General features: G+C 50.1%; 26 protein-coding genes and 1 tRNA gene. 11 read left to right on the plus strand and 16 right to left on the minus strand.

The genetic code is table 11. The features are described 5' to 3' along the window. Positions 1-3: 3 nt before the first annotated feature. The 6 genes from rlmB (at position 4) to QWY27_RS01945 (ending at position 4,872) form a co-directional block, all read left to right on the plus strand. The gene (rlmB, locus tag QWY27_RS01920) at positions 4-744 is read left to right on the plus strand and encodes a 23S rRNA (guanosine(2251)-2'-O)-methyltransferase RlmB (RefSeq protein ID WP_290194193.1); all 741 of its coding nucleotides are present in this window, start codon (positions 4-6) and stop codon (positions 742-744) included. A gap of 62 nt (positions 745-806) precedes the next feature. Continuing rightward, positions 807-2,048, plus strand: coding sequence for a cystathionine gamma-synthase family protein (locus QWY27_RS01925; RefSeq protein WP_290194194.1), 1,242 nt, complete (start codon positions 807-809; stop codon positions 2,046-2,048). A 285-nt stretch (positions 2,049-2,333) separates the two neighbouring features. Further along, positions 2,334-2,606 carry an HU family DNA-binding protein gene (locus tag QWY27_RS01930; RefSeq protein WP_028816768.1) on the plus strand — a complete coding sequence of 91 codons (273 nt, stop codon included), beginning with the start codon at positions 2,334-2,336 and terminating at the stop codon, positions 2,604-2,606. A 109-nt stretch (positions 2,607-2,715) separates the two neighbouring features. Beyond that, positions 2,716-2,791: transfer RNA gene (locus tag QWY27_RS01935), tRNA-Val, on the plus strand. 256 nt (positions 2,792-3,047) lie between these two features. After that, positions 3,048-3,725 carry a response regulator transcription factor gene (locus tag QWY27_RS01940; RefSeq protein ID WP_290194198.1) on the plus strand — a complete coding sequence of 226 codons (678 nt, stop codon included), beginning with the start codon at positions 3,048-3,050 and terminating at the stop codon, positions 3,723-3,725. 58 nt (positions 3,726-3,783) lie between these two features. Further along, positions 3,784-4,872, plus strand: coding sequence for a sensor histidine kinase (locus QWY27_RS01945; RefSeq protein WP_290194200.1), 1,089 nt, complete (start codon positions 3,784-3,786; stop codon positions 4,870-4,872). Positions 4,873-4,935: 63 nt separating this feature from the next. On the opposite strand, the gene QWY27_RS01950 is transcribed toward QWY27_RS01945, so the two are convergent. Genes QWY27_RS01950 through QWY27_RS01960 form a run of 3 tightly spaced genes read right to left on the minus strand, consistent with a single transcriptional unit; the run spans position 4,936 to position 8,378 of the window. Then, positions 4,936-6,156, minus strand: coding sequence for an argininosuccinate synthase (locus QWY27_RS01950; protein WP_290194202.1), 1,221 nt, complete (start codon positions 6,154-6,156; stop codon positions 4,936-4,938). Positions 6,157-6,212: 56 nt separating this feature from the next. Beyond that, on the minus strand, positions 6,213-7,154 hold the full coding sequence (gene argF, locus QWY27_RS01955; protein ID WP_290194204.1) for an ornithine carbamoyltransferase: 942 nt from the start codon (positions 7,152-7,154) through the stop codon (positions 6,213-6,215). A 48-nt stretch (positions 7,155-7,202) separates the two neighbouring features. Then, complete coding sequence (locus QWY27_RS01960) at positions 7,203-8,378, minus strand: aspartate aminotransferase family protein (RefSeq protein WP_290194206.1); 1,176 nt, start codon at positions 8,376-8,378, stop codon at positions 7,203-7,205. A gap of 139 nt (positions 8,379-8,517) precedes the next feature. Between QWY27_RS01960 and QWY27_RS01965 the strand changes: the two genes are divergently transcribed. Beyond that, positions 8,518-8,820: a DUF3579 domain-containing protein gene (locus tag QWY27_RS01965; RefSeq protein WP_290194208.1), complete on the plus strand. Its 303-nt coding sequence runs from the start codon at positions 8,518-8,520 to the stop codon at positions 8,818-8,820. Here QWY27_RS01965 and QWY27_RS01970 read toward each other — a convergent pair. From QWY27_RS01970 to QWY27_RS02020, 11 genes are all read right to left on the minus strand, one after another. Then, entirely contained in the window at positions 8,817-9,770 is a 954-nt protein-coding gene (locus tag QWY27_RS01970; RefSeq protein ID WP_290194210.1) for a 2-hydroxyacid dehydrogenase, read from the minus strand. The genes QWY27_RS01965 and QWY27_RS01970 overlap by 4 nt on opposite strands. Positions 9,771-10,028: 258 nt before the next feature. Further along, positions 10,029-10,292 carry a 30S ribosomal protein S20 gene (gene rpsT / locus QWY27_RS01975; protein ID WP_290194212.1) on the minus strand — a complete coding sequence of 88 codons (264 nt, stop codon included), beginning with the start codon at positions 10,290-10,292 and terminating at the stop codon, positions 10,029-10,031. Between the two features lie 147 nt (positions 10,293-10,439). Beyond that, positions 10,440-12,005, minus strand: coding sequence for a murein biosynthesis integral membrane protein MurJ (gene murJ, locus QWY27_RS01980; protein ID WP_290194215.1), 1,566 nt, complete (start codon positions 12,003-12,005; stop codon positions 10,440-10,442). Further along, positions 12,002-12,760, minus strand: a complete 759-nt coding sequence (locus QWY27_RS01985; RefSeq protein ID WP_290194217.1) for a 3-hydroxyacyl-CoA dehydrogenase — start codon at positions 12,758-12,760, stop codon at positions 12,002-12,004. The genes murJ and QWY27_RS01985 overlap by 4 nt, the downstream gene beginning before the upstream one ends. A gap of 23 nt (positions 12,761-12,783) precedes the next feature. Then, positions 12,784-13,434, minus strand: coding sequence for an adenylate kinase (adk, locus tag QWY27_RS01990; RefSeq protein WP_290194219.1), 651 nt, complete (start codon positions 13,432-13,434; stop codon positions 12,784-12,786). A gap of 443 nt (positions 13,435-13,877) precedes the next feature. After that, on the minus strand, positions 13,878-14,537 hold the full coding sequence (locus QWY27_RS01995) for an XRE family transcriptional regulator (RefSeq protein ID WP_290194221.1): 660 nt from the start codon (positions 14,535-14,537) through the stop codon (positions 13,878-13,880). A 405-nt stretch (positions 14,538-14,942) separates the two neighbouring features. Then, positions 14,943-15,716, minus strand: a complete 774-nt coding sequence (kdsB, locus tag QWY27_RS02000) for a 3-deoxy-manno-octulosonate cytidylyltransferase (RefSeq protein ID WP_290194223.1) — start codon at positions 15,714-15,716, stop codon at positions 14,943-14,945. Between the two features lie 18 nt (positions 15,717-15,734). Further along, the gene (locus tag QWY27_RS02005; RefSeq protein WP_290194225.1) at positions 15,735-15,929 is read right to left on the minus strand and encodes a Trm112 family protein; all 195 of its coding nucleotides are present in this window, start codon (positions 15,927-15,929) and stop codon (positions 15,735-15,737) included. A 13-nt stretch (positions 15,930-15,942) separates the two neighbouring features. Continuing rightward, positions 15,943-17,055 carry a tetraacyldisaccharide 4'-kinase gene (lpxK, locus tag QWY27_RS02010; RefSeq protein ID WP_290194226.1) on the minus strand — a complete coding sequence of 371 codons (1,113 nt, stop codon included), beginning with the start codon at positions 17,053-17,055 and terminating at the stop codon, positions 15,943-15,945. Further along, positions 17,052-17,456 (minus strand): ExbD/TolR family protein, encoded by a 405-nt coding sequence (locus tag QWY27_RS02015; protein WP_290194228.1) that lies wholly within the window; start codon positions 17,454-17,456, stop codon positions 17,052-17,054. Before QWY27_RS02015 ends, lpxK begins: the two co-directional genes overlap by 4 nt. A 12-nt stretch (positions 17,457-17,468) precedes the next feature. Next, a complete protein-coding gene (locus tag QWY27_RS02020) occupies positions 17,469-18,059 on the minus strand; it encodes a MotA/TolQ/ExbB proton channel family protein (RefSeq protein WP_290194229.1) in 591 nt (196 codons plus the stop codon). Between the two features lie 336 nt (positions 18,060-18,395). Here QWY27_RS02020 and xseA point away from each other — a divergent pair, with 336 nt between their 5' ends. From xseA to pcaF, 3 genes are all read left to right on the plus strand, one after another. Beyond that, positions 18,396-19,763 carry an exodeoxyribonuclease VII large subunit gene (xseA, locus tag QWY27_RS02025; protein ID WP_290194231.1) on the plus strand — a complete coding sequence of 456 codons (1,368 nt, stop codon included), beginning with the start codon at positions 18,396-18,398 and terminating at the stop codon, positions 19,761-19,763. 107 nt (positions 19,764-19,870) lie between these two features. Beyond that, positions 19,871-20,449, plus strand: a complete 579-nt coding sequence (gene sodB / locus QWY27_RS02030) for a superoxide dismutase [Fe] (protein ID WP_290194233.1) — start codon at positions 19,871-19,873, stop codon at positions 20,447-20,449. Between the two features lie 114 nt (positions 20,450-20,563). Beyond that, the gene (gene pcaF / locus QWY27_RS02035) at positions 20,564-21,769 is read left to right on the plus strand and encodes a 3-oxoadipyl-CoA thiolase (RefSeq protein ID WP_290194235.1); all 1,206 of its coding nucleotides are present in this window, start codon (positions 20,564-20,566) and stop codon (positions 21,767-21,769) included. Positions 21,770-21,808: 39 nt separating this feature from the next. Here pcaF and QWY27_RS02040 read toward each other — a convergent pair whose 3' ends face one another. Both QWY27_RS02040 and QWY27_RS02045 read right to left on the minus strand, forming a co-directional pair. Continuing rightward, positions 21,809-22,240 carry a DUF192 domain-containing protein gene (locus QWY27_RS02040; RefSeq protein ID WP_435433435.1) on the minus strand — a complete coding sequence of 144 codons (432 nt, stop codon included), beginning with the start codon at positions 22,238-22,240 and terminating at the stop codon, positions 21,809-21,811. Positions 22,241-22,314: 74 nt separating this feature from the next. Beyond that, positions 22,315-22,548: a cold-shock protein gene (locus tag QWY27_RS02045; RefSeq protein WP_290194239.1), complete on the minus strand. Its 234-nt coding sequence runs from the start codon at positions 22,546-22,548 to the stop codon at positions 22,315-22,317. A gap of 261 nt (positions 22,549-22,809) precedes the next feature. On the opposite strand from QWY27_RS02045, the gene clpS reads away from it, so the two are divergent. Further along, entirely contained in the window at positions 22,810-23,133 is a 324-nt protein-coding gene (clpS, locus tag QWY27_RS02050) for an ATP-dependent Clp protease adapter ClpS (RefSeq protein WP_290194241.1), read from the plus strand. The last annotated feature ends 32 nt before the right edge of the window (positions 23,134-23,165 follow it).

Raw genomic sequence — 23,165 nt, forward strand, 5'->3', positions numbered from 1 at the left:
TCGATGGCAGCAACACAAATGCTCGCGGGTTTTCATGCGGTGATTGCTCGGCTTCGCCAGGCACCTGAGACCATTCGCGAGGTCTATATCGAGGCACAGCGCAAAGACAAACGGATGCAGTCTTTGGTCGACCAAGTCAGTAAGGCCGGGCGCCCCGTTCATTTGGTCGGTGCAGATCGACTGGACGGTTTGGCTGGCGGGGCGCGTCACCAGGGCGTTGTGGCCGTCGCGGATGCTCGAAAATTAGCGGATGATTTAGACGATGTCCTGGATGGCGTAGAGGGTCCCGCGCTCTTGCTGATTCTGGATGGGGTGACGGACCCCCATAATCTGGGTGCATGTCTGCGCACGGCTGATGCTGCGGGTGTCCATGCAGTGGTAGCTCCTCGGGATCGTGCTGTTGGTTTGAACACCACCGTTCAGCGCGTTGCCTGCGGCGCAGCGGAGTCCGTACCATACATCATGGTGACGAATCTGGCGCGGACGATGCGTGATTTAAAAGATCGCGATATCTGGCTTGTCGGCACAGATGATCAGGCGGCAGAAGGCATTCATCAAATACAAGGTAAGCGGGCAATGGGATGGGTCATGGGGGCCGAAGGCGAGGGTATGCGCAGGCTTACTCGTGAAACCTGCGACGAACTGGTGCATATTCCCATGCTTGGCAGCGTTGAGAGCTTGAATGTCAGTGTCGCCACAGCTGTTTGTTTGTATGAAACCGTCAGGCAGCGCAGCCTAAAGTAACCCAGCAAACTGAATCCACTAAACTGTCTTTTTATTTAACAGTCTTTGGTTGAGTATTTTTTATGGCAAAGCACGGATTTACCACTACCATTTTGCATGGCGATCGACGTTTATCTGTCGAACACGGCGCAGTTCATAAGCCGATCCATACGTCCTCTCAATATGCTTATCCGGATGCGCGAGAGCTGGCTGCGGTGTTTCAGGGTAAACCCGGTTATACCTATGCCCGTCAGGGCACACCTACTACGGATGCGCTCGAGAAAAAGATCACCGCGATGGAAGGTGGCGTGGCGAGTTTGAGTTTTGCCACCGGAATGGGCGCGCTGTCTGCATTGTTTACGACGCTCCTCAGGGCGGGTGATCACCTGATTTCCAGTCAATTCATTTTTGGTAATACCAATAGTTTGTTTGGTACCTTGGAGCTACTTGGGATTGAGCTCACGCTGGTGGATCCGACTGACATCCGCGCCGTTACCGCGGCAATCCGCCCAAACACTCGCATGGTATTTACCGAGACGATTGCTAACCCAGGTACCCAAATCGCTGATTTGGAGGCCATTGGTCAACTATGCGCCGAACGCCATTTGATCTATGTTGTTGACAACACCTTGACTTCGCCCTGGCTGTTTCAACCAAAGTCAGTTGGGGCGAGCTTTGTGATGAACTCCCTTTCCAAACACATCGGGGGCCATGCGCATGCGCTTGGCGGCTCGTTGACGGATACAGGTTTGTTTGACTGGACTCAATGCCCCAATATTCTTGATGTTTACAAAAAAGGACCTGTCGCAGGTTGGGGTCTGACTCAAATCAAGAAAAAAGGTCTCCGTGACATGGGGGCAACCCTTTCTGCGGATGCTGCACACAGGATCTCTGTAGGTGCCGAAACACTCTCTTTACGCCTTGGCAAAATATGCAGCAATGCACTCGCTCTTGCGAATTTTTTATCTAATCATCCCGGCGTTGCACGAGTTGCTTATCCGGGGCTTGCCTCTCACCCCCAGCATGAGCGTGCCCGTCGCTTATTTAATGGCAGATTCGGTAATTTAATTGCTTTTGAGCTGATCGAAGGAATTGACAGTTTCGAATTTTTGAATCAGCTCGAAGTCGTGATTCTGGCTACACACGTCGGTGACACCCGTAGCCTCGCTCTGCCAGCTGCACAAACTATTTACTATGAAATGGGCCCGGCATTACGTGCGCAGATGGGTATTGGCGAGGGTTTGATCCGTTTGTCGGTGGGCATCGAGGATGAGGCCGATTTGTTATCCGACTTCGCTCAAGCTTTTGAGAAATGTCAAAAATAATTTCAACGTTTTATGTTGAAATTGGCATGCTTTTAACGCAAATTTTTATTTGTTGCTAGTGTTTGTTGTGCGGTGCGTAAGTATTGTGGCATCTCTTCACATAAATTCTTTCTTTTTCTTACATTCAATTAAATTGCGGCTGATCGGGTGATTTTTTCTTGACAGCCGCAGCTTCACGAGGCTTAATGTCGGCATGTGCTGTTGCAGTTGAATTGCACTATATGATGTGGCACAGATGTTATAAAACATCTGGCTTTCTTTAACACCACTAGAGGTATTTCTAATATGAACAAAACCGAATTGATCGATCACATCGCCACCAAGGCTGACATTTCTAAGGCCGCTGCAGGTCGTTCACTCGATGCAATGATTGCCGCTGTCAAGACAACGCTCAAAAAGGGCGGCACTGTGACTCTCGTCGGTTTCGGCACGTTTGCTGTGACAGCGCGCGCCGCTCGCACTGGTCGCAACCCACGCACGGGCGAAGCAATCAAAATCAAAAAAGCTAAAGTGCCTAAGTTCCGTCCAGGTAAAGCTTTGAAAGACGCAGTCAACTAAGACGCTTTAATTTGCTAAATGTGTGCGGTTCGCTATAATGCGAACCGCATTCTTTTTTTTAGCTGTGTTGGCCCCTAGTTTTTGCACTTTTTTGCATATCTTTAATACTGGGTGCTTAGCTCAGTTGGTAGAGCGGCGCCCTTACAAGGCGTAGGTCACAGGTTCGACCCCTGTAGCACCCACCAACATTCAGCTGAAATGTTTGTCTTTTGATTTTAGTTTTTCTTGCCATTTCTCCTCAGCAAGACTCTTCTCAGCAAGTCCTCCTCAGCAACATCCTCTCAGCAGTATTCCCCCGGCACTGTCCTCTCAGTAACAATCCCACAGTAACCTCCCCGCATCATTTCCCCCCGCATTATTTCCCCCCGCATCAGCTCCCCCTCGGCGATGCCTCTAAATCATCCAAGCGCATTTCGCTCCTTCTGAGAGTAAAATTCGCATATGAGAGTTTTGGTCATAGAAGATGATGCGACGCTTGGTCGAGCACTACAAGAGTTCTTGACCGGGCAAGGCTACGCTGTTGATTGGTTGGCTGACGGTCAACGAGGTCTGCTGGCCGTTAAAAATTACACCTATGATTTAGTCGTTCTTGACCTGAACCTGCCAGATATGGATGGTTTAGAGGTGCTTAAAACACTTCGTATTGAGGGGCGCTCTGTGCCTGTGCTTATTTTGACAGCCAGAGATGCCTTGGCAGACCGGGTAGCCGGTCTCGATGCAGGTGCGGACGATTATCTTTCCAAGCCTTTCGAGCTCGACGAGCTTGCAGCACGTGTCCGGGCTTTTGCTCGCAGACACCTTGGCGCTGTCGTACCCGTTATTGAGTTCGGTGCCATACGCTTTGACAGTGTTCATCGAGAGGTGCGCGTTGCCGGTGAATTACTAACTGTCTCCGTGCGCGAGCTTTCCGTATTGGAGATGTTGTTGTCCCGTGCGGGCAAAATCGTCACTAAACAGCAAATCACACAGGCTTTGTCCGCAATGGATGCCGACTTCAGTGAAAACGCTGTGGAGGTCTATGTCTATAGATTGCGTAAAAGACTCGAAGGTGTTGCCGGTGTGGCAATTAAAACTGTACGTGGTTTTGGATATATGCTTGAGTTAGAAGCAGGCAGCTGATTTTTATCCCTATGCCTTCGCGTAAGGTCTACTTCATCCAACTGTGCGACTCCAAAAGATGAAATTTCCCCCCGCGGGTTCGATGGCAAGGCTATTAATCCTTAGATTGCTGCCGCCAATTATCGCTTTGGTGTTGTTAGATCAGACTGTTACTTGGTTTGTTTCTTACAAACTCGATATGGACGAGTGGCATCGAGATGATATTTTTTGGTTGATGGTGGTTGGACAGTCTTTGTTGATTGCTTTGTTAGTATGGGCAGTCATTAGTGCAGTCAAGCGTAGTATGGCATCAGTTGAAAAGCTCTCAGAAGAGATCGCTCAACGATCCGCCCAGGATCTCGGACGCATGGAGCTTGAGGGCTTACCAACCGAATTCGAGCAATTACTCACGCATACCAATGCTTTATTTGCCCGTCTGAGCGACTCGTTTGAAGCACAGCGAAGTTTTGTCGGGCATGCAGCGCACCAGCTTAAAACACCTCTTGCGGGCCTAAAACTCGAGTGTGAGCTCATGTTGGCTCAACCTTTACCAGCTGATATTCGCGAGCGCGCCGAGCGCATTAAGATGGTGACAGATCGAATGATCCGTATGGGAACTCAGCTTTTATTACTTGCCAGAGTCGACCCTGAGGGAAGACCGCAGGATCAATTTGTTTTGCTTGATTTGTGTGAGTGGACGCGAACATTTGGCGCTGAGTGGCTTGAACGCGCCCGAGCGCGAAATATTGAGCTTCAGCTTGAGGCGCCTGAGCAGCCTGTCTGGATTGAGGGAGATCCGATCTTGTTGCGAGAGTTGTTGGGGAATCTGATTGACAACGCACTCAGGTACGCCAAGGGTGCGCAGCGCATACGTTTGTTGGTGAGCGCGACCCCACCGACATTATCGATTGAGGATGATGGCTGCGGTATCAGTATGGTGGATCAGGAAAGAGTGTTTGACGCTTTTTATCGTGCATCGGATGCGCCTGCAGGGGGATCTGGGCTAGGTCTGGCGCTTGTCAGAGAGATCGCCAGGGCTCACGGAGCCTGGTGGAATCTGGTGAGCGTCCCTCAAATATCAGGTGTACGCATTACGATTCTTTTCCCAGGTTTGAGAAAGGGCGCTCAGCTCAACCGTATTGAGCGCTTGGGTCAGCTACAGCTTTAAGGGCTTTTTAAAATTTAACGTGCCATCGCATTGCACGACAGCACGTTTATTCAAACGAAAATTTTACTTGCGACCAGCACGTGCCTCGATACGCATACGGAGTGCATTGAGTTTGATAAAGCCCGCAGCATCTGCCTGATTATAGGCACCACCATCATCATCAAATGTTGCGATGGTTTGATCAAAGAGTGTATCTTTTGAGTCGCGCGAAACAGTATAGACGCCACCCTTGTAAAGTTTAACGCGCACCCAGCCGTTGACGTCCTGTTGAGTGGTGTCAATCAATGCTTGTAATGCACGTCGCTCAGGAGACCACCAGTAGCCGTTATAAATCAAAGAAGCATAACGAGGCATCAGGTCGTCTTTGAGGTGAGCGACTTCGCGATCGAGCGTGATTGACTCAATGGCACGGTGAGCCTTGAGCATAATGGTGCCGCCCGGAGTTTCGTAGCAGCCACGTGATTTCATTCCGACGTAACGGTTTTCAACCAAATCCAGGCGACCGATTCCGTGCTTGCCACCAAGCTCGTTGAGTTTTGTCAAAACCTGTGCAGGCGAGAGACGCACGCCATTCAAACCAACAATATCTCCGCGCTCAAACTCGATATCCAGATACTCAGCTTGATCAGGTGCGGCTTCGGGAGAAACCGTCCAGCGCCACATGGATTCCTCGGCTTCGGCTTTCGGGTCTTCGAGGTGTCGACCCTCGAAGCTGATATGAAGGAGGTTGGCGTCCATGGAGTAGGGTGCGCCACCTTGCTTATGTTTCATGTCGATCGCGATACCTGCGGCCTCCGCATACTGGAGAAGTTTTTCGCGGGAAACAAGATCCCACTCGCGCCAGGGAGCAATGACTTTTATGCCTGGTTCCAGCGCGTAATAACCGAGCTCAAAACGAACTTGATCGTTACCTTTGCCAGTGGCGCCATGCGAAACCGCATCGGCGCCAACTTGACGCGCGATCTCGATTTGGCGCTTGGCGATCAGAGGGCGGGCAATCGATGTGCCGAGCAAGTATTCACCTTCGTAGACTGTGTTGCAACGGAACATTGGAAACACAAAGTCTCTGACAAACTCTTCGCGCAGGTCGTCAATGAAAATCTGCTCAGGCTTGATACCAAATTTAATCGCTTTGGCGCGCGCAGGTTCAAGTTCCTCACCCTGGCCAATGTCGGCGGTAAAGGTCACGACTTCGCACTGGTAGGTGTCCTGCAGCCACTTCAAAATGACCGAAGTGTCTAGACCGCCTGAATAGGCCAATACAACTTTTTTAATATCGCTCATGAGCTGCTCTGTATGAAGAAAGTAAGGATTTTAACCCGTTGATTGGGTATATTGAACTAGTTCACTTGGCCAAGGAGCAGGAACTCCATCAAGGCTTTTTGGACGTGCAATCTGTTTTCAGCTTCGTCCCACACAACACTCTGAGGACCTTCGAGTACCTCTGTTGTCACTTCCTCGCCGCGGTGAGCGGGTAAGCAATGCATGAACAACGCGTCGGGTGCAGCGCAGGCCATCATTTCCTCATCCACACACCAGTCTGCAAACGCTTTGCGCCGCTCTTCGTTTTCAGCTTCGTAGCCCATGCTTGTCCAGACGTCCGTCGTCACAAGATGTGCGCCTTGGCAGGCGGCGTTGGGGTCGGCAAACTCTTTGAATGTGGCTTCGTTGGTATGACCAATACGTGAGGGTTCGAGACGATAGCCCGCAGGCGCTGAAACATTGAGTTTGAAATCAAGAAGTTCCGCAGCTTGCAACCATGTATAAGCCATGTTGTTGGCATCACCTACCCAGGCAATAGTCTTACCAGCAATACTGCCTCGGTTTTCGATGAACGTAAAAATATCCGCCAAAATCTGGCAGGGGTGAAACTCATTGGTCAAGCCATTGATCACGGGCACACGAGAGTGTTCGGCAAAGCGCTCCAACCGCGTTTGCTCAAACGTGCGGATCATCACGATATCCACCATGCGCGATACTACGCGCGCAGTGTCTTCGATAGGTTCGGAGCGGCCAAGCTGTGAGTCATTGGTCGTCAGATGAATGACAGACCCACCCATTTGGTACATGCCGGCCTCAAAAGATACGCGCGTGCGGGTGCTGGCTTTTTCAAACACCATCGCAAGTGTGCGATCGTGCAAGGAGTGATGGGGTTCGTAGCGTTTGAATTTATCCTTGATCAGACGCGCACGGTCGAGAACGTAGAGCAATTCCGAACGCGTGAAATCACTAAATTGCAGAAAATGTCTGATTTGAGCGTTCGGTTTTGCGGCGGTTGACATAATTGACTCGGTTATTGAAAAGACACTTATTGCTTGGCAAAGGCCTAATTACTCGGCGGTAAAGGCCTTGATCAAAGGGACTAGGATCTTGACGATTTGATCGGTCTCGGACTCAGTAATGATCAAGGGTGGAAGCATACGAATAACGCGGTCTCTCGTGACGTTGATCAGCAGTCCGGCCTCGAGTGCACGACCCACCAGAACGCCACAGGGCTTTTCCAGCTCGATGCCGAGCATCAGACCCTGGCCACGAACCTCCCGCACGCCTGGCACCCCCTTTAGCGCTTGCTGAAGGGACATTTTGAGATGAGCGCCTACTTTGGCAGCATGCTCAAGCAGTTTGTCATCTTCAAGGGTTTTCAGTGTTGCATTACCTGCTGCACAAACAAGTGGTCCGCCTCCAAAGGTTGTGCCATGACTGCCAGGTCCCAATACCCCGGCAGCAGGGCCCCGCGCGGCGATGGCACCGATGGGTACGCCGCCGCCGAGGCCTTTTGCCAATACGACAACGTCTGGCAGGATGTCTGCCCACTGATGCGCTAGCCACTTGCCGGTTCGGCCGATCCCTGATTGCACTTCGTCAATCATCATGAGCCAGCCGCGTTCGTTGCAAAGTTTACGTAAATCTTGCATGTAAGAGACATCAGATGGACGAATGCCACCTTCACCTTGCAACACTTCAAGCAGCACGGCGACGACACGCGGCTCTCGATCGCCAGCGGCTTTGATCGCGTTGAGATCGTTATAAGCGACTTTGATAAAACCTTCAGGCAAAGGACCAAAACCTGTGCGAGCCTTCTCGCTGTCCGTTGCGGCTAGTGTGCCCAGCGTGCGACCATGCCAAGAGGATTCCATCGTGATGATGGTTGGTAGATCATTGCCTTTTTTGTAGCCGTAATAGCGAGCAAGCTTGATGGCTGCCTCATTGGCTTCTGCACCGCTGTTACCGAACAAGACTTCTGTCATGCCCGAGATATCTACGATTTTTTGAGCCAGCGCCTCTTGCTCCGGTACCTGATACAAGTTGGAGGTATGGATGAGTCGCGCAGCCTGTTGACTGATGGCCTCAACAAGTTTTGGATGACCGTGACCCAAGCAAGAAACTCCAATGCCTGCCATCGCGTCAAGATAACGTCGGCCATTGGTGTCCCATAACCAAACGCCTTTACCATGGGTAAACGCGACAGGAAGGCGGGCATACGTATTAGAAATGGCAGAGGTCATTGCCTTGGCTCCGTAGTCAAAATGCCCACCATGCAGGATCGCAAAGTTATGGGCTCAAAACATCAATCATATACAATCTTGGCGATAGGCTCACGTATCAGAATTTCCTGAGTCTAATAATTGGCGATACAGGTTATGCATGACATCAGAAGTTCGCTTTTTCATCATCTACGGTCAGACCCAGTCCGGCACAACTTTCAGACCTAGCGACTGGTCTGAACGGCTGGCGGGCGTGTTGGCCCCTTATCGACCGTCTGGAACGCTGGGCGGTCACCTTTCTTATTCGCCTTTTGCTATACCAACGGTTATCGATGGGATGCGCTGCGTCGTGATCGATGAGCGGCTGCGGGCTTTGGAGCCTCTTGCCTGGAAATTCGTGCAGGACTTTGCCCGTGATAACAATCTCAAGACTGAGACCCGTGTGACGGTTGAGCCACGCTAGTCGATCGGTGTGATCACCTGACCTGTCGAAAAAAATGATTCAAGGTTGTCCAGTAGACAATCAGTCATGGCTCGACGTGTCTCGTGCGTGGCACTCGCAACATGGGGCATCAGCACGACATTGTTCATTGTTTTAAGCGCATCAGGGACTTTGGGCTCTTTGTCGAACACGTCCAGACCTGCACCACCCAATGCTCCCTCAGCCAGCACACGCACCATTGCGGGCTCGTCAATCACTGAGCCGCGGGCGATATTGACCAATATACCTTTGGTTCCGAGGGCCCTCAAAACGGGCTCGTTAATCAGTCCACGCGTGCTGGCGCCGCCAACCGTTGCGACCACAAGGAAATCGCTCCAATTTGCCAGATCAATCAACGAGTCAAAGTAAGTGTAGGGCACGTCCGTGCGTGCACGACGGTTATGGTAAGCGACATCCATATCAAAACCTAGGCCTCTACGGGCGATTGCCTCGCCAATACGGCCGAGTCCGACAATACCTAGTTTTTTCCCGCTCACTCTGGTCCCGAGGGTCAGACTGCCGACCTTATTTTCCCAGTGATTGGCCCGCACAAAGCGATCGCCCCAGGCAATATTGCGGGCAGCCGCAATCAACAGTCCCCATGCTAAATCTGCCACGCAGTCGTTCAGTACCTCAGGCGTATTGCTGACGACAACATTGCGGCTCTGGGCGCTCTCGACATCGATCGAGTCATAACCAACGCCCCAACTGCAGATTGCCCGTAGTTTGGGTAGCGCCTGAATCACCTCTGTCTTGCAGCCAATATTGGCAGATGTAGCAATGACTTCGATACTCTCTGCATGCTCTCTTAGAAAGGCCTGCGGATCAGATGCTTTCCAATACTGTAATACGTCATAACGCGCAGCAAGCTCCGCGTCAGCGGGTGCATGACCGGTGAGTGATCCGATTTGCAAAATACGAGGCTTAGTCATTTTGTATGGTCTGTCCGGTGAGGTAATTTCAACAAGGCACGCTTGACTGATTGATTATAAATATCCGGCTACAACTAATTATTAATACTGACGGCTTAATGCAAAACAGCCCATTAAGGGCTGTTTCAAATTCTTCACCAATAATAATCTAACTGATAGGTAAGTGGGTACAACACTACCGACTGCGCATCGTCACGTAACTACTGAGTATTGGAGATACCAAATCACTCAGACTCGTTTAAATCAGAAACGAAACTTTTAGGCTAGCGACTTGACTGCGGCAGACAAGCGACTCTTGTGACGAGCAGCTTTGTTCTTGTGGATAATATTCTTATCCGCAACGCGATCAATCACGCTTGTTGCTTTCTGGAGCACTTCTGCAGCTGCGGCCTTGTCACCAGAGTCGATCGCTGTACGAACACGCTTGATTGCGGTACGAAGCATCGAACGCAGGCTGGAATTGTGCATGTTGCGAACAACTGATTGGCGTGCACGTTTGCGAGCTTGGGCGGTATTTGCCATGAATGATCTGTCTTATCTTTAAAATGCGCGCAAATGATTGCTGTAAAAGCTGACTATCAAGATCAATTTGCGCTCTTGGTTGAGTTCAGTCCGCTATGATAGCATTAAGTCACTGAATTGCAAACCCTATTTGGCTCAATTTGCTGCCTATGTTGGTTCTGGCGCGCGTCTAAAGTGTTTTAGACGCATCCCTAGCAACCATAAGGTCGAAAGATAGGTTATGGCGGAGATTGATAGAGTTAAAAATAGCAAAAAAACTCTTAGCCACGGTGTTGTTTGCAGATCAAGCCATCCTATGTGATGCGCGGCATACCAAAGTGGCAAAGACATCGCGATCAGGCCACAAGCTTGTCTGAGTAAAAAGGCGAGCCAACCCGGGCAAGGTTGATAGATCCCCTTGCGTCGTAACCCGACATACAGTGCAGTAGCATTCAAACAGGCACCGAGTCCGATTGCAAGTGCGAGTCCTGCGTGTGCAAGCCAAGGCACAAGCAACAGATTTAGAAGCTGCGTCACAATCAGGACGCCAATTGCAATTTTGACAGGTGTGCGGATGTCTTGTTTGGCATAAAAACCTGGTGCGAGAATCTTTATTGTCAACAGTCCGATCAATCCGACGGAGTAGGCCATCACAGCGAGACGGGTTTGCAGTACGTCCGCTGAACTAAAGGCGCCGTAGTGGAAAAGTGTTGCAACTAAGGCGTCGGCAAGCAGCACCATCGTCAATGCCGCGGGTAGGCCAAGCAGTAGCATCAGTTTAAGACCCCAGTCTAATAAATGACTGTAGCGTTGATGGCCATCGGTCTGTGCATGTGCTTTTGAAAGGCTAGGCAATAACACGGTGCCAAGCGCAACCCCAATCAAAGCCGTTGGGAACTCCATCAGACGGTCCGCAAAGGACAACCATGTGACGCTTCCCGGCGTCAGCCAGGTCGCGATATTCGTGTTAATAAGCAAGGATATTTGAGCAACCGAGACACCCAAGGTGGCCGGTAACATTTGTTTCATGATCCTTCTGACGATAGGGTCTTGAAACGCGGGCTTGACGGGACCGATCAAGCGGGGTCTGAGTCCGAGTCGCATTAGCGCCCACCATTGAACTGAGAGCTGCGCCAGACCACCCAGCATCACACCGGCGGCTAAGGCATAGATAGGCTGAGGGAAGAAATTTGACAACAGAAGGCTGCTGCCTATCATTGATACATTCAGCAGAACAGGCGTAAAGGCGGGTACTGCGAAGCGGCGCCAGGTATTGAGCACACCGGAGGCAAAAGCGACGAGCGACATGCAAATAATGTAGGGAAACATCACGCGTGTCATCCAGACCGCCGCATCAAAGTCATTTGCGCGGGCAGGTTCGGTCAGTCCGCTTGCCATCGCCATGACTACCCAGGGAGCGCCGATTACACCAACCACAGTGGTTAGCGTTAAAACAAGAAATAAAGTAATTGCCACGCGGTCAAGCAAGACTCTTACGGCTTCGGGTTCGTGTTGGTTGCGAACTTCACCCAGAATGGGAACGAAAGATTGAGCGAAGGCACCCTCTGCAAAAAGGCGACGCAGCAAATTTGGAATCCGGAAAGCGACCCAAAAGGCGTCTGTTAGCGCTCCTGCACCGAAAGCTCTGGCAATGATAATGTCGCGTGCCAAGCCAGTGATACGCGAGAGCAGCGTAAAGCTGCTGACGGTCGCGGCGGCACGCAACAGGCTCATTTAGGCGGCATGCGAATGGCACCATCCAGCCGAATCGTTTCACCGTTCAGCATTTCGTTGGTGACAATTTGATGGACGAGTTTGGCATAGTCCTCAGGTCGTCCAAAGCGCGAAGGAAAGGGGATACTGGCAGCTAGCGAGTCCTGAACGGCTTGGGGCATGCCAAACATCATCGGTGTGCCAAAAATGCCCGGTGCGATCGTGATGCAACGAATGCCGAGTGGTGCGAGGTCACGCGCGATCGGTAGCGTCATGCCTACCACCCCAGCCTTTGAGGCAGAGTAGGCGGCTTGACCGATTTGACCATCGTAGGCAGCAACGGAGGCAGTGTTGATTAATACACCGCGTTCGCCAGTTGGTTCGGGTTCGTTTTTACTCATCGCTTCGGAAGCCACTCGAATCATATTGAAGCTACCGATTAGATTGATCGTGATGACTTTCTGGAACATATCCAGGGGATGCGCCCCGTTTTTGCCGACTGTTTTTGCAGCAGGTGCAATACCGGCGCAATTCACCAAGCCAAATAGTGGTCCCAGCTCCAGCGCGGCTGCAACGGCGGCACGCGCATCTTGCTCCTGCGTGACATCGCAGTGTACATAGCGTTGTCCGAGCTCTTTGGCGAGGGCGTGGCCCGCTTCGTCCTGAACGTCGGCCAGCACAACATGTGCGCCGTTAGCGCATAGCATTTTGGCTGTTCCCGCACCCAGACCCGATGCGCCGCCTGTCACGATAAAGACTTTATTTTTGATTTCCATGAGGCTTTTCAGTTGAGTTGAACTTAAACGAGGGCGGCGAATATTTTGGCTTTGATGTCATCGACGGAGCCTACGCCTTCGATTTTGCGATAGCGCGGGGCCCCAGAATCTTTGCCAGCCCAGGAGGAGTAATAATCGATCAAGGGACTTGTCTGGTCTCGATAGACTTTGAGGCGGTGTCGAACGGTTTCTTCTTTGTCGTCATCGCGCTGAACCAGAGGTTCTCCCGTCAAATCATCGCGCTCGGGTGTCTTAGGGGGATTAAAGCGCACATGGTAAGTGCGACCGCTCGCCACATGCACTCGGCGTCCACTCATGCGCTCAATAATGTCATCTTCGGGTACTGAAATTTCCACCACGAAATCGAGCGCCACATTCGCATGTTTGAGAGCGTCTGCTTGTGGGATTGTCCGGGGAAAACCATCAAACAGATAGCCTTTGTTGCAGTCAGCCTGTTTGAGGCGGTCTTTGACTAAACCAATAATGATGTCGTCCGAAACCAGACCTCCTGAGTCCATGATTTTTTTTGCTGCTACTCCGAGGGGCGTGCCCGCCTTGACTGCTGCACGCAGCATATCTCCCGTCGAAATTTGTGGGATGCCGAAATGCTCGGTGATGAATGCCGCTTGCGTGCCTTTGCCGGCGCCTGGTGGACCAAGCAGAATTAGACGCATGAGAACTCCCGATACTTTGAGTGATGATTGACAATATTATGCCGCATTGCAACCGCTCAGTTTTTGTTGATTAAAAAAAACCATTTAAATCAATAACTTGTTTTATTAAGATGATGTTTCACTTCAGATAGCTGTGTCAAATTTGTGTCAAATTTGTGTCAAATCTGTATGTCTGACTATGAAAAATATATATATTTCAATAGCTTAGAATCAAAATCAAAATTATTTATAAGAGTAATTGATCTCTCGTATTTAACAAGTTAGTTATTAAAATCAAAAAATTTTTAAAGAGGTTATTTCGATCAAAACGTCCAAATTTTTCAATAAGATTTTTAAAAGGGTTCAAGAAAGTCACAAAGTTTTTGAAGGGAATGGCTAAAACTATCTTTATTTTGATAGCAGAAATATTGTTAGTGCTCTCAGTGTGAATAAAGGTTCCTCATCTAGATGACAGGTGAAATCACAAAAATTACACGCGCTAAAACCTTGAGTAATCCAAACACTTCTTTTGAAATTTGCTGCTTCTTTTCGTTACCATTGCACAGCAAAATTGTTTGTTCAATGACGATTAAGCGCCTTGCGATGATTTTGCCATTATCGAGTAAAAGATAAACACCGTCTGTAGGATCTTCAATTTCGCCGTCATCGACCAACACGACAGAGCCAGAGGCAAGCTCTTTGAATGAATCATCTTCAATGCGAATTAGCTTCAAATTTTCTGGCGACACCTTAATGTCTTTACAAAAATTTTCAGACATAGCAAACCAAGTTAGGACTGACTCGGTTGATACATCCCCAATTTGACCTGTGTTAGGTGCCACAAAGCCCGTTAGCGAGTCTGGAGCTAGATGAGCAAAACGAGGGGAAATCTCTCTCAAGTTAACGCGCAAAATTTTGGCAAATTTAGAAACAGCAAAGAAACTTAACGCTACTTTGCCATTGAGGTATTGGCTAATTGAACTTTGACTGTTGAATCCAAGCTCTTTTGCAGCTCTTACTTGACTTAGCCCCAGTTCATCCTTTTTGTCTTGCCATAGCTTTTTGAGACGTTTTGCATCTTCAATTTCTTGATAGGTTAATGGTGAGCGCCCTTTGCCTGTCATGGCAAAAAATCCTTGAGTTTGATAGCAGCTGCATTGAACAGATAAAACACTAAAAATAATGTTTCTTTGGCATGGATGATAGCTTTAAATATCTCATGGAAAACAGAGATTGATAAAAGATCAAGGTGGTGAGTCTTTGGTGACTCGGAATCTTATACGCTGAAGTTAAATTTTTTCTAAAGTTAATTGCTCTCTTGTTGTATAAAAGAATAACGTAAAACCAGTTAAAAACACTGTGTCAAATTTGTGTCAGTTCACAAGTGATACTTAAAGCTACATACTTCTCTAAATCTTTGCGTGTCCCCGACCAATATGGGTTGATTTGAGAGAGAGTATGTAGCTTTGTAAACATTCTAACCGGCTTGCCGCATCGCAGCACTTGACGCAGTTTGGCTTGTGTGGTGGTTACCCTGATCTTAATCCTTGCTCAGACAATATTCGACGCACGCGCTCCAGGTCGATTTGTGTGTCAACTCCGGCACCGGGGTGATGCGCTGTTTGATGAACCGCGATTTTGTAGCCGTGTTCAAGTGCACGTAATTGCTCGAGTGCTTCAATCCCTTCTAAAACGCCACGGGAAAGGACTGGAAACTTTTTTAAAAAATGCACCCGGTAGGCGTACAAACCAATGTGGTGAAGCGCAGACGGACTGACTGTCTGAGCGCCGTTTGAGAGTGCATCGCGATCCCAGGGTATGGGCGCGCGTGAAAAATATAGCGCCAGATTATTTTGGTCACACACCACTTTGACAACGTTTGGATTGAAAAAATCTGAGGCCTCGACAATCGGAGCAGCGCAGGTAGCGATTGCAGCGGTTGGATGTTGGGCCAGAAGAGATGCCACGTGATTGATCAGTAATGGGTCGATCAGCGGTTCGTCGCCCTGAACATTCACTACGATTGCCTCATCTGGAAGCTCGAGTTGTTCAACCGTTTCAGCGAGGCGATCTGTTCCCGAGGGATGATCGCTGCGGGTCATGATGGTTTGTATATCGTAGGCGCTCACAGCTTGAGCGATCCCTACGTCATCTGTTGCAATTAAGATTTTCTTGGCTTCGGAGAGAGCAGCGCGTTGCGCGACCCGCACGACCATTGGAATGCCAGCAAGGTCCGCCAACATTTTGCCTGGCAGTCTGGTTGAGGCTTGCCGGGCAGGAATGATGACAAAAAAGGGGTGCATGTTGATGACCTGAGGATTTCAGGATTTGTCTGAGGTGATGTCTTCGGTATCTTCGAGTACGCGCGCCTCAGCCTCTAGCATGACTGGCACGCCATCGTGAACAGGAAAGGCAAGTCGATCAGCCCGGCACACAAGCTCGGTGTGATCGGAGTTTGAATACAGGCGACCCTTGCAAAGGGGGCAGACTAAGAGGTCAAGAAGGCGTGTTTGCATAGATGCATTGTAATCATTCGATGGGCAATCGCGCACTTTTTATCTGTAGCTGACGATCAAGCCAAGGCAAAAATTCCGGGTCTGAAAAATACATGTTGACTTCGGCAACCCATACGCGTGGATCAGAAGTGTTCTCACATTTCACCGCATCTTTGCCTGTGATAACAATGACATCTGCAACGAGTCCAGCAAAAGTCTTTGGATCATAAGAAAAATGATCGGGCAGCGGCACTGTTCCTGCAAGTGTGAGGCCGATTTTTTGCAAGCCTTTGAAAAACCTCGCAGGCATAGCGATCCCTGCGACAGCAATGACACGTGAACCACGGACAAATGATAAAAAGCTATCAAGCTCTATCGAGCGACCATCTTGAAGATGTCGGAAACGACAGATCTCCAGACCGACATTAGTATGTCGCGGCACCATACCTTTTTTTACTCCGCCAGAGAGCAAGGAAGACTGTTTTTTTTCAATATTTGGGACGTTGTCATTTCGGGTCAAAATGGCCTGAACGGTACGCAAACGGCTGACAGGTTCTCTAAGAGGGCCGGCAGGCAGGAGCCAGCCATTTCCTGTCCCCCTTGCATCCTGAACGACAAGCTCAATATCGCGAGGCAGCCTTAAGTGTTGCAGGCCATCGTCAGAGATCACCAGGTCGAGCTGCGGGCAATGTTCAAGTAAAGTTTGGTATGCCAAGCGCCTGTTTGGGTGCACGCAAATGGGAACATCTGACTCTCGTGCAATCATTGCGGGTTCATCGCCAAAGCGCTGAGCAGAGATGTGGCCTTGTCCAAAAAGAGGTTTTTCGCCTATTGCTACCCCATATCCCCGGCTGATGACGCCAGGATGCCAGCCTCTTGCTTTGAGTGCATTGACCAGCGCGATGACAACAGGGGTTTTGCCTGTTCCGCCAATGTAGATGTTGCCAACAATCAACACAGGGATCTTGTTTTGTTCATACTGCTTCGGTCGCCATCTCGAAAGTTGTTTGTGAATTTCAAGGCGAATGCACAAGACGATACCAACTAGCAAGGCGAGGGGCGACATCAGCCATGCCCACAGGCCTCGGGTTTGCCATTGTTTGTGCAACCAGTGCTCGAGTCGGGCTCTGAGGGCCGGATTTCTCACTGCGCGACCTGTGTGGCGAAATGAACTTTGCTCAGTCCTGCTTCGCGTGCTGCTTGCATGGCGTGCACTACGGCCTGGTGAGGTGCCATACCATCAGCGCGAATCAGCAAAACGCTGTCAGGTTGACCGTCATGTTGTGCCCTTAAGCCGGCGGACAAATCAGCGGATGAGATGAGACGTCCCGATAAGGAAAAGCGACCATCTTGCGAAATCGAGACCTCCAGTGTCGGAGAGGTCATTTGCTCAGCGGCAGCCTGGGGTAAGGAAATTTTCAACTGGCGGTCACGCGTGAACGTGGTGGTGGCAGCTAAAAAAATCAAAATGACTAGCAGTACATCAATCAACGGGATCAGATTGATATCAGGTGAGTCGTCTGTCGACAATTGTGAGCGAAAGTTCATCTCTTTGCGTGCTTAAAGATTTTGTGCGACGTAACGTGCGGACTGTTCCAGTTTGAGCAAAAGTGCATCAACGCGGGATTTGAACAGTCGATGTGCCAGAACAGCCGGGATGGCGATCAAAATGCCGAAACCCGTGTTGTAAAGCGCGATGGAGATTCCGCGTGCTAGCTCGGTGGGGTCCGAGCCGTCAGGTCGATAAGCGGCAAATATTTCGATCATACCCACTACGGTACCAAACAAGCCCATCAGAGGGGCAATGCTGGCTACGGTGGCTAGGGCAGGTAGGTAGCGTTGCAGGATATGCGCGACATCGTGTCCGGCATCTTCAACTGCAAGTCTTAACTCGTTTGGTGGCAGGTGCCGGTGTGAAAGTAATGCTGCAAGGACGTACCCTAAAGGTGAAGAAGTACGAAGTTTATCAATGGCCTCGGCCGAGTCAGCCTTTGCGCGAACCATCTGGATGACCTGCGCAGTAAGTTCGGAAGGAATAATGCGTTGGGTTGTTAGACTCAATGACCGTTCGATCACGATCGCCAAGCCAACGATGGATAGGGCAATGAGTGGCCATATTGGCCAACCGGCCTGAATCACGATTGATTGCAAAGAAAAACCTCTAGAATTTAAATGAACATATACAGAATATTGTTGGCATGGTACGGGCGCAACGTGATCCTTGGCAAGCTGAGTAAGGATGAAAAGCTATCCACAGAACTTGTGGATAATTCTGTGCGCATCTTCTGAAATGATGGAAAATGGGTGCTTTGAGGCAATTGCTTAATTTTTGAGCAACCGTAAAGTATTTTTATTGTTTTTCTTTTAAAACAATAGCTTACAAAATTTATTTAATTATATTTAATAACTAAATCGATATTTTCTTTCGCCACAATAACTTATTCATTTTTTATTACGTTTGTGGACAATCTTCGGCGCCAATCCCTTATGTCTTCTAGTTTTCAACTAAATAATCCTGCAATGACGCGGGACATTCTCACGGTGTCAGAGCTTAATCAAGCTGTCGCTAAGCTTTTGGAAGACAGCTTCGATGTGAGTTGGGTTAGGGGGGAGGTTTCCAACTTTACTCCCGCGGCCTCTGGTCATTGGTATTTCACGCTCAAGGATAATGGAGCCTCTGTACGTGCGGTGATGTTTAGAAGCCGGGCTGCCTCAGTTGGTTTTATCCCCAAGTCTGGGGATTCGATCGAGCTAAAGGGACGCGTGACGCTTTATGAGGCGAGGGGCGAGTATCAGATTCAGGCAGAACAGATGCGACGTGCGGGATTGGGCTCGTTATTTGAGGCTTTTCTGGCTCTTAAAGCGAAGTTGACCGAAGAAGGCTTGTTTGATCAGGCAAATAAACGAGAGATTGCGGAGCATCCTCGGGCAATCGGCGTCATCACCTCTCTGTCTGCTGCGGCATTGCGTGATGTTCTGACAGCACTCGAACGACGTGCGCCGCATGTACCCGTTGTGATTTATCCCGCAATGGTTCAGGGTGCGGGAGCTGCGTTGCAACTGCGACAGGCCTTGGCTTTGGCCAATGAGCGCCAAGAAGTCGATACGATCTTGCTCGTCAGAGGGGGCGGCAGCATAGAGGATCTCTGGAGTTTTAATGATGAGGCCCTGGCGCGTGATATTTCCGCGAGTCTCATACCTGTTGTCTGCGGGGTTGGGCACGAAACAGACTTTACGATTGCCGATTTTGTGGCCGACCTTCGTGCCCCCACGCCAACGGCGGCAGCTGAGCTTGTTTGTACCGCGCGCAATGTGCTGATCGAAAGGGTTGGGCGCGCGCGTACGCAGCTCGGACTCTCCATTCAGCGAAAGATCGACCGGCTGGCGCAGCGTGTCGATCGCATCGCAGCTGGCGTGGTGTCACCTTCTCAGCGTTTGACGCATCAAGCGGAGCGGCTCGCGGGGGTCGCTTTTAGAATGCGCGCGACGATGCAACGCATTCATCAACAGCGCTTGACCTTAGTCGATCAAACGCAAACAAGGCTAAGAGGGGTCTTGCCTTCCGTGCAGCTAAACCGCGAGCGCTTGCAGCGCAACATCCATGCGCTATCCTCGGCTCAGCACAGGATGCTTTCAGCGCGCGAAACGGGGCTGATGGCGCTCAACGCGCAACTGCGGGCATTGAGCCCAGAGCAAACACTGAATCGTGGCTATGCGATTGTGCGCACAACAGACGGAAAGCTCGTGCGATCGTCCCACGATATTGAGCTGAACGCGTCCCTTGAGCTCAAGCTTGCGACTGGAGCCGCCTTGGTGCAGGTTCAGGCGCTTCGGCATGCTGATGATGCGATCTAGCGTTCGTTAACCCTTGAGAAAGGAGGGGTTGTAGCCAGGAGTTCTGCGCGTCCGATACAATAAGGAATACGGTTTGTTTTACCTACATTCAAGAGGACTTTGCAATAATGGCCCATACACTCCCAGCTTTGCCTTACGCAATGGATGCTTTGGCACCCACCATTTCGAAAGAAACGCTCGAGTTTCACTACGGCAAGCATCATCAGACCTACGTGACAAACTTGAACAACCTGATCCCCGGCACTGAGTTTGAGTCAGCATCCCTTGAGGAGATTGTCAAAAAATCCTCTGGTGGTATTTTTAATAATGCTGCGCAGGTCTGGAATCACACGTTCTACTGGAACAGCATGGCTCCTAATGCTGGTGGAGAACCAACTGGCAAGCTGGCTGATGCAATCAAAGCAAAATGGGGTAGTGTTGCCGCATTTAAAGAGGCTTTTAACAAATCAGCTGCCGGCAATTTTGGATCAGGCTGGACATGGCTCGTCAAAAAAGCTGACGGCTCCCTCGATATCGTTAACACGAGCAATGCCGCGACGCCACTGACCACTACGGATGTGCCGCTGTTGACCTGTGATGTATGGGAACACGCTTATTACATCGATTACCGCAATGCCCGCCCCAAGTACCTGGAAAGCTTCTGGAATCTGGTCAACTGGTCTTTTGCTGCCAAAAACTTCGGATAAGCCCAGATCACTTGGCTTAATCTATCAAACCGGCCCTTGGGTCGGTTTTTTTTCGACCATGTTTTTGAGCTAAGATTTCGCAAGAGACCTTTAACACTTAATGAGTGATTTGCCATGGATAAAAACGCCTATATTTGCGATGCAATTCGTACACCTTTCGGTCGTTATGCCGGTTCGCTGGCATCCGTACGAACCGATGATCTCGCTGCTATTCCTGTTCGCGCGCTGGCTGAGCGTAATCCTGGCGTTAAGTGGGATGAGCTTGATGATGCGTTAATGGGGTGCGCCAACCAAGCTGGCGAAGACAATCGCAACGTCGCGCGGATGGCGACTTTGCTCGCAGGGTTGCCCGACGTGGTGCCCGGTGGCACGATCAATCGTTTATGCGGTTCTGGCATGGATGCCATCGGGACTGCCGCGCGTGCGATTCGTTCAGGCGATGCGTCTTTGATGCTTGCCGGCGGTGTCGAAAGCATGACGCGCGCGCCCTTTGTCATGGGTAAGGCTGATTCAGCGTTTTCTCGAAGTGCTGCGATTTACGACACCACAATCGGTTGGCGTTTTGTCAATAAATTGATGAAGGCCAAGTATGGTGTCGATTCGATGCCCGAGACTGCTGAAAATGTTGCGGATCAATTCAATATCTCACGCGCAGATCAAGATTTATTTGCGATGGCCAGCCAGGAAAAGACCGCAGCCGCTCAAAAGAGTGGTTATTTTGATAGTGAAATCGTGGCGGTCAGTATCGCTCAAAAGAAAGGCGACGCTTTGATTGTGAATCGTGATGAGCATCCCCGTCAGACTAGCCTGGAATCACTCGCTAAACTCAAGGGCGTTGTGCGAGAAGGTGGCTCTGTCACGGCCGGCAACGCCTCTGGTGTCAATGATGGTGCTGTCGCGATGTTGCTTGCTCATGAACAAGCGGCTTCGCGCCACGGCTTGAAGCCCCGTGCTCGTGTCGTGGCAATGGCGACTGCTGGTGTTGAGCCTCGCATTATGGGGATTGGTCCAGCACCTGCCTCACAAAAAGTTTTGGCCCTTGCAGGTTTGACGCTGGCTCAGATGGATGTGATCGAGCTCAATGAGGCGTTTGCCGCTCAGGGTCTGGCAGTTTTACGCCTGCTTGGTATCGCGGACAATGACCCGCGTGTCAATCCAAATGGAGGCGCGATTGCGCTGGGTCACCCATTAGGGGCCAGCGGTGCGCGTCTGGTCATGACGGCGGTCCATCAACTCGAGGTCACCGGAGGGCGCTACGGGTTGTGCACCATGTGCATCGGAGTGGGGCAGGGTATTGCGATGATTATTGAACGCGTCTAGACCAAACTCTCCTGTGCAGGCTTTCTTCAAATACTCGGCTTACTGCAAGCCGAGTATTTTTTTACCTGCAGTCATACCGCGAGCAGCAAACCATCCTTGTTCCATTTCGAGCGCCAGCCTAACCGGCTTTTCAGAGCAGTGCGACTGATCACTTTGTGGCGTCATATCCGCAATATTGACTATTGTTCCGTCATCATGCAGAAAAGCGATCGACAATGGAATGAAGGTGTTGCGCATCCAAAAACATTGCACATTTGCCTGTTCAAAGACAAATAGCATGCCGTGATTGGGAGCAAGCGACTTGCGATACATTAGTCCCGTTGTTCGAGACTCAGGCGTCGCTGCAACCTCGGCTTGAATGACGTGCATGCCGGCACTTAGTTTTTTGATGGGTAATGTGGTTTTAGTTTGCGCATGTGCAGCGCTAAACGTTGAGAAAAAACCAATAATAAAAACAAACAGCACGACCATCAGATCGCGCTGTTTTTCTTGCGGGAACCGTCTATACATTGCGTAGTATCCAAGGGGTTATTCACCCCGGCCGCTTACGCAGCAGTTATATTGGTGGCTTGTTTGCCCTTGGGACCCTGGGTGACTTCAAAGGCGACCTTCTGGCCTTCTTTGAGAGTCTTAAAACCATTCATCTGAATCGCTGAAAAATGAGCAAACAGGTCTTCGCCGCCATCATCTGGCGTGACAAATCCAAAACCTTTTGCATCGTTAAACCATTTAACGGTTCCGGTGACCTTAGGGCCATTACTTGTGGTCGAGTCTGACATTCCGACTGCCTCTTCTGTACGTTGTATAAACTAAACGGAAAACTGATTAATTGCATTTGAATGAAAAAATCTGCTTCCGGCATCTTGACACTCAAAAAAGCCTTGAGTGTGATGTGATATTGGGGAGATTTAAGAAGTTCGTCAAGTATCGGTTTGCCTAGTATTTGCTGCTTTCGCATGGATTTAGTGTATTTGTTAAGTGATTTTTTATACTAATCTGGTCTATAAAACGAACACTGAACTTTATTTGAACTGTTGACCATGCCAGCACGTACCACCCTGACACCAGACCTTGTCGTAGAGAAGCAGAGCGCTAAAACTGCTCCACCTCCCATGTACAAGGTTATTTTGTTAAACGATGACTACACACCAATGGAGTTCGTTGTTCATGTTCTCCAAAAGTTTTTTGGTAAAGGCCATGAAGAGGCGATGAGGATCATGTTGCAAGTTCACCACGAAGGCAAGGGCGTTTGTGGGGTTTACCCGCACGATATAGCTGCGAGCCGAATTGCGCAGGTTTCGCAGCACGCTCGGGCCCGTCAGCATCCATTGCAATGTGTAATGGAACCGGCAAGTGACGAATAAGGCATAGAATGCAATATAACGGTGTAACACTT

This window comes from Zwartia vadi (genome assembly GCF_030410375.1).
Lineage (GTDB): Bacteria > Pseudomonadota > Gammaproteobacteria > Burkholderiales > Burkholderiaceae_B > Zwartia > Zwartia vadi.

Excerpts from the sequence above, each read along its gene's own strand:
- QWY27_RS01950 (WP_290194202.1), bottom strand. The coding sequence starts at position 6,156 with ATGAGCGATATTAAAAAAGTTGTATTGGCCTATTCAGGCGGTCTAGAC.
- QWY27_RS02015 (WP_290194228.1), bottom strand. The coding sequence starts at position 17,456 with ATGAACTTTCGCTCACAATTGTCGACAGACGACTCACCTGATATCAAT.
- adk (WP_290194219.1), bottom strand. The coding sequence starts at position 13,434 with ATGCGTCTAATTCTGCTTGGTCCACCAGGCGCCGGCAAAGGCACGCAA.
- kdsB (WP_290194223.1), bottom strand. The coding sequence starts at position 15,716 with ATGCACCCCTTTTTTGTCATCATTCCTGCCCGGCAAGCCTCAACCAGA.
- QWY27_RS01960 (WP_290194206.1), bottom strand. The coding sequence starts at position 8,378 with ATGACCTCTGCCATTTCTAATACGTATGCCCGCCTTCCTGTCGCGTTT.
- QWY27_RS01945 (WP_290194200.1), top strand. The coding sequence starts at position 3,784 with ATGAAATTTCCCCCCGCGGGTTCGATGGCAAGGCTATTAATCCTTAGA.
- QWY27_RS02040 (WP_435433435.1), bottom strand. The coding sequence starts at position 22,240 with ATGGTCGTGCTGTTTGTTTTTATTATTGGTTTTTTCTCAACGTTTAGC.
- xseA (WP_290194231.1), top strand. The coding sequence starts at position 18,396 with ATGTCTTCTAGTTTTCAACTAAATAATCCTGCAATGACGCGGGACATT.
- QWY27_RS02045 (WP_290194239.1), bottom strand. The coding sequence starts at position 22,548 with ATGTCAGACTCGACCACAAGTAATGGCCCTAAGGTCACCGGAACCGTT.
- rpsT (WP_290194212.1), bottom strand. The coding sequence starts at position 10,292 with ATGGCAAATACCGCCCAAGCTCGCAAACGTGCACGCCAATCAGTTGTT.
- murJ (WP_290194215.1), bottom strand. The coding sequence starts at position 12,005 with ATGAGCCTGTTGCGTGCCGCCGCGACCGTCAGCAGCTTTACGCTGCTC.
- QWY27_RS01970 (WP_290194210.1), bottom strand. The coding sequence starts at position 9,770 with ATGACTAAGCCTCGTATTTTGCAAATCGGATCACTCACCGGTCATGCA.
- sodB (WP_290194233.1), top strand. The coding sequence starts at position 19,871 with ATGGCCCATACACTCCCAGCTTTGCCTTACGCAATGGATGCTTTGGCA.
- clpS (WP_290194241.1), top strand. The coding sequence starts at position 22,810 with ATGCCAGCACGTACCACCCTGACACCAGACCTTGTCGTAGAGAAGCAG.
- QWY27_RS01930 (WP_028816768.1), top strand. The coding sequence starts at position 2,334 with ATGAACAAAACCGAATTGATCGATCACATCGCCACCAAGGCTGACATT.
- argF (WP_290194204.1), bottom strand. The coding sequence starts at position 7,154 with ATGTCAACCGCCGCAAAACCGAACGCTCAAATCAGACATTTTCTGCAA.
- pcaF (WP_290194235.1), top strand. The coding sequence starts at position 20,564 with ATGGATAAAAACGCCTATATTTGCGATGCAATTCGTACACCTTTCGGT.
- QWY27_RS01925 (WP_290194194.1), top strand. The coding sequence starts at position 807 with ATGGCAAAGCACGGATTTACCACTACCATTTTGCATGGCGATCGACGT.
- QWY27_RS02005 (WP_290194225.1), bottom strand. The coding sequence starts at position 15,929 with ATGCAAACACGCCTTCTTGACCTCTTAGTCTGCCCCCTTTGCAAGGGT.
- QWY27_RS01985 (WP_290194217.1), bottom strand. The coding sequence starts at position 12,760 with ATGGAAATCAAAAATAAAGTCTTTATCGTGACAGGCGGCGCATCGGGT.
- rlmB (WP_290194193.1), top strand. The coding sequence starts at position 4 with ATGGCAGCAACACAAATGCTCGCGGGTTTTCATGCGGTGATTGCTCGG.
- QWY27_RS01940 (WP_290194198.1), top strand. The coding sequence starts at position 3,048 with ATGAGAGTTTTGGTCATAGAAGATGATGCGACGCTTGGTCGAGCACTA.
- QWY27_RS01965 (WP_290194208.1), top strand. The coding sequence starts at position 8,518 with ATGACATCAGAAGTTCGCTTTTTCATCATCTACGGTCAGACCCAGTCC.
- QWY27_RS01995 (WP_290194221.1), bottom strand. The coding sequence starts at position 14,537 with ATGACAGGCAAAGGGCGCTCACCATTAACCTATCAAGAAATTGAAGAT.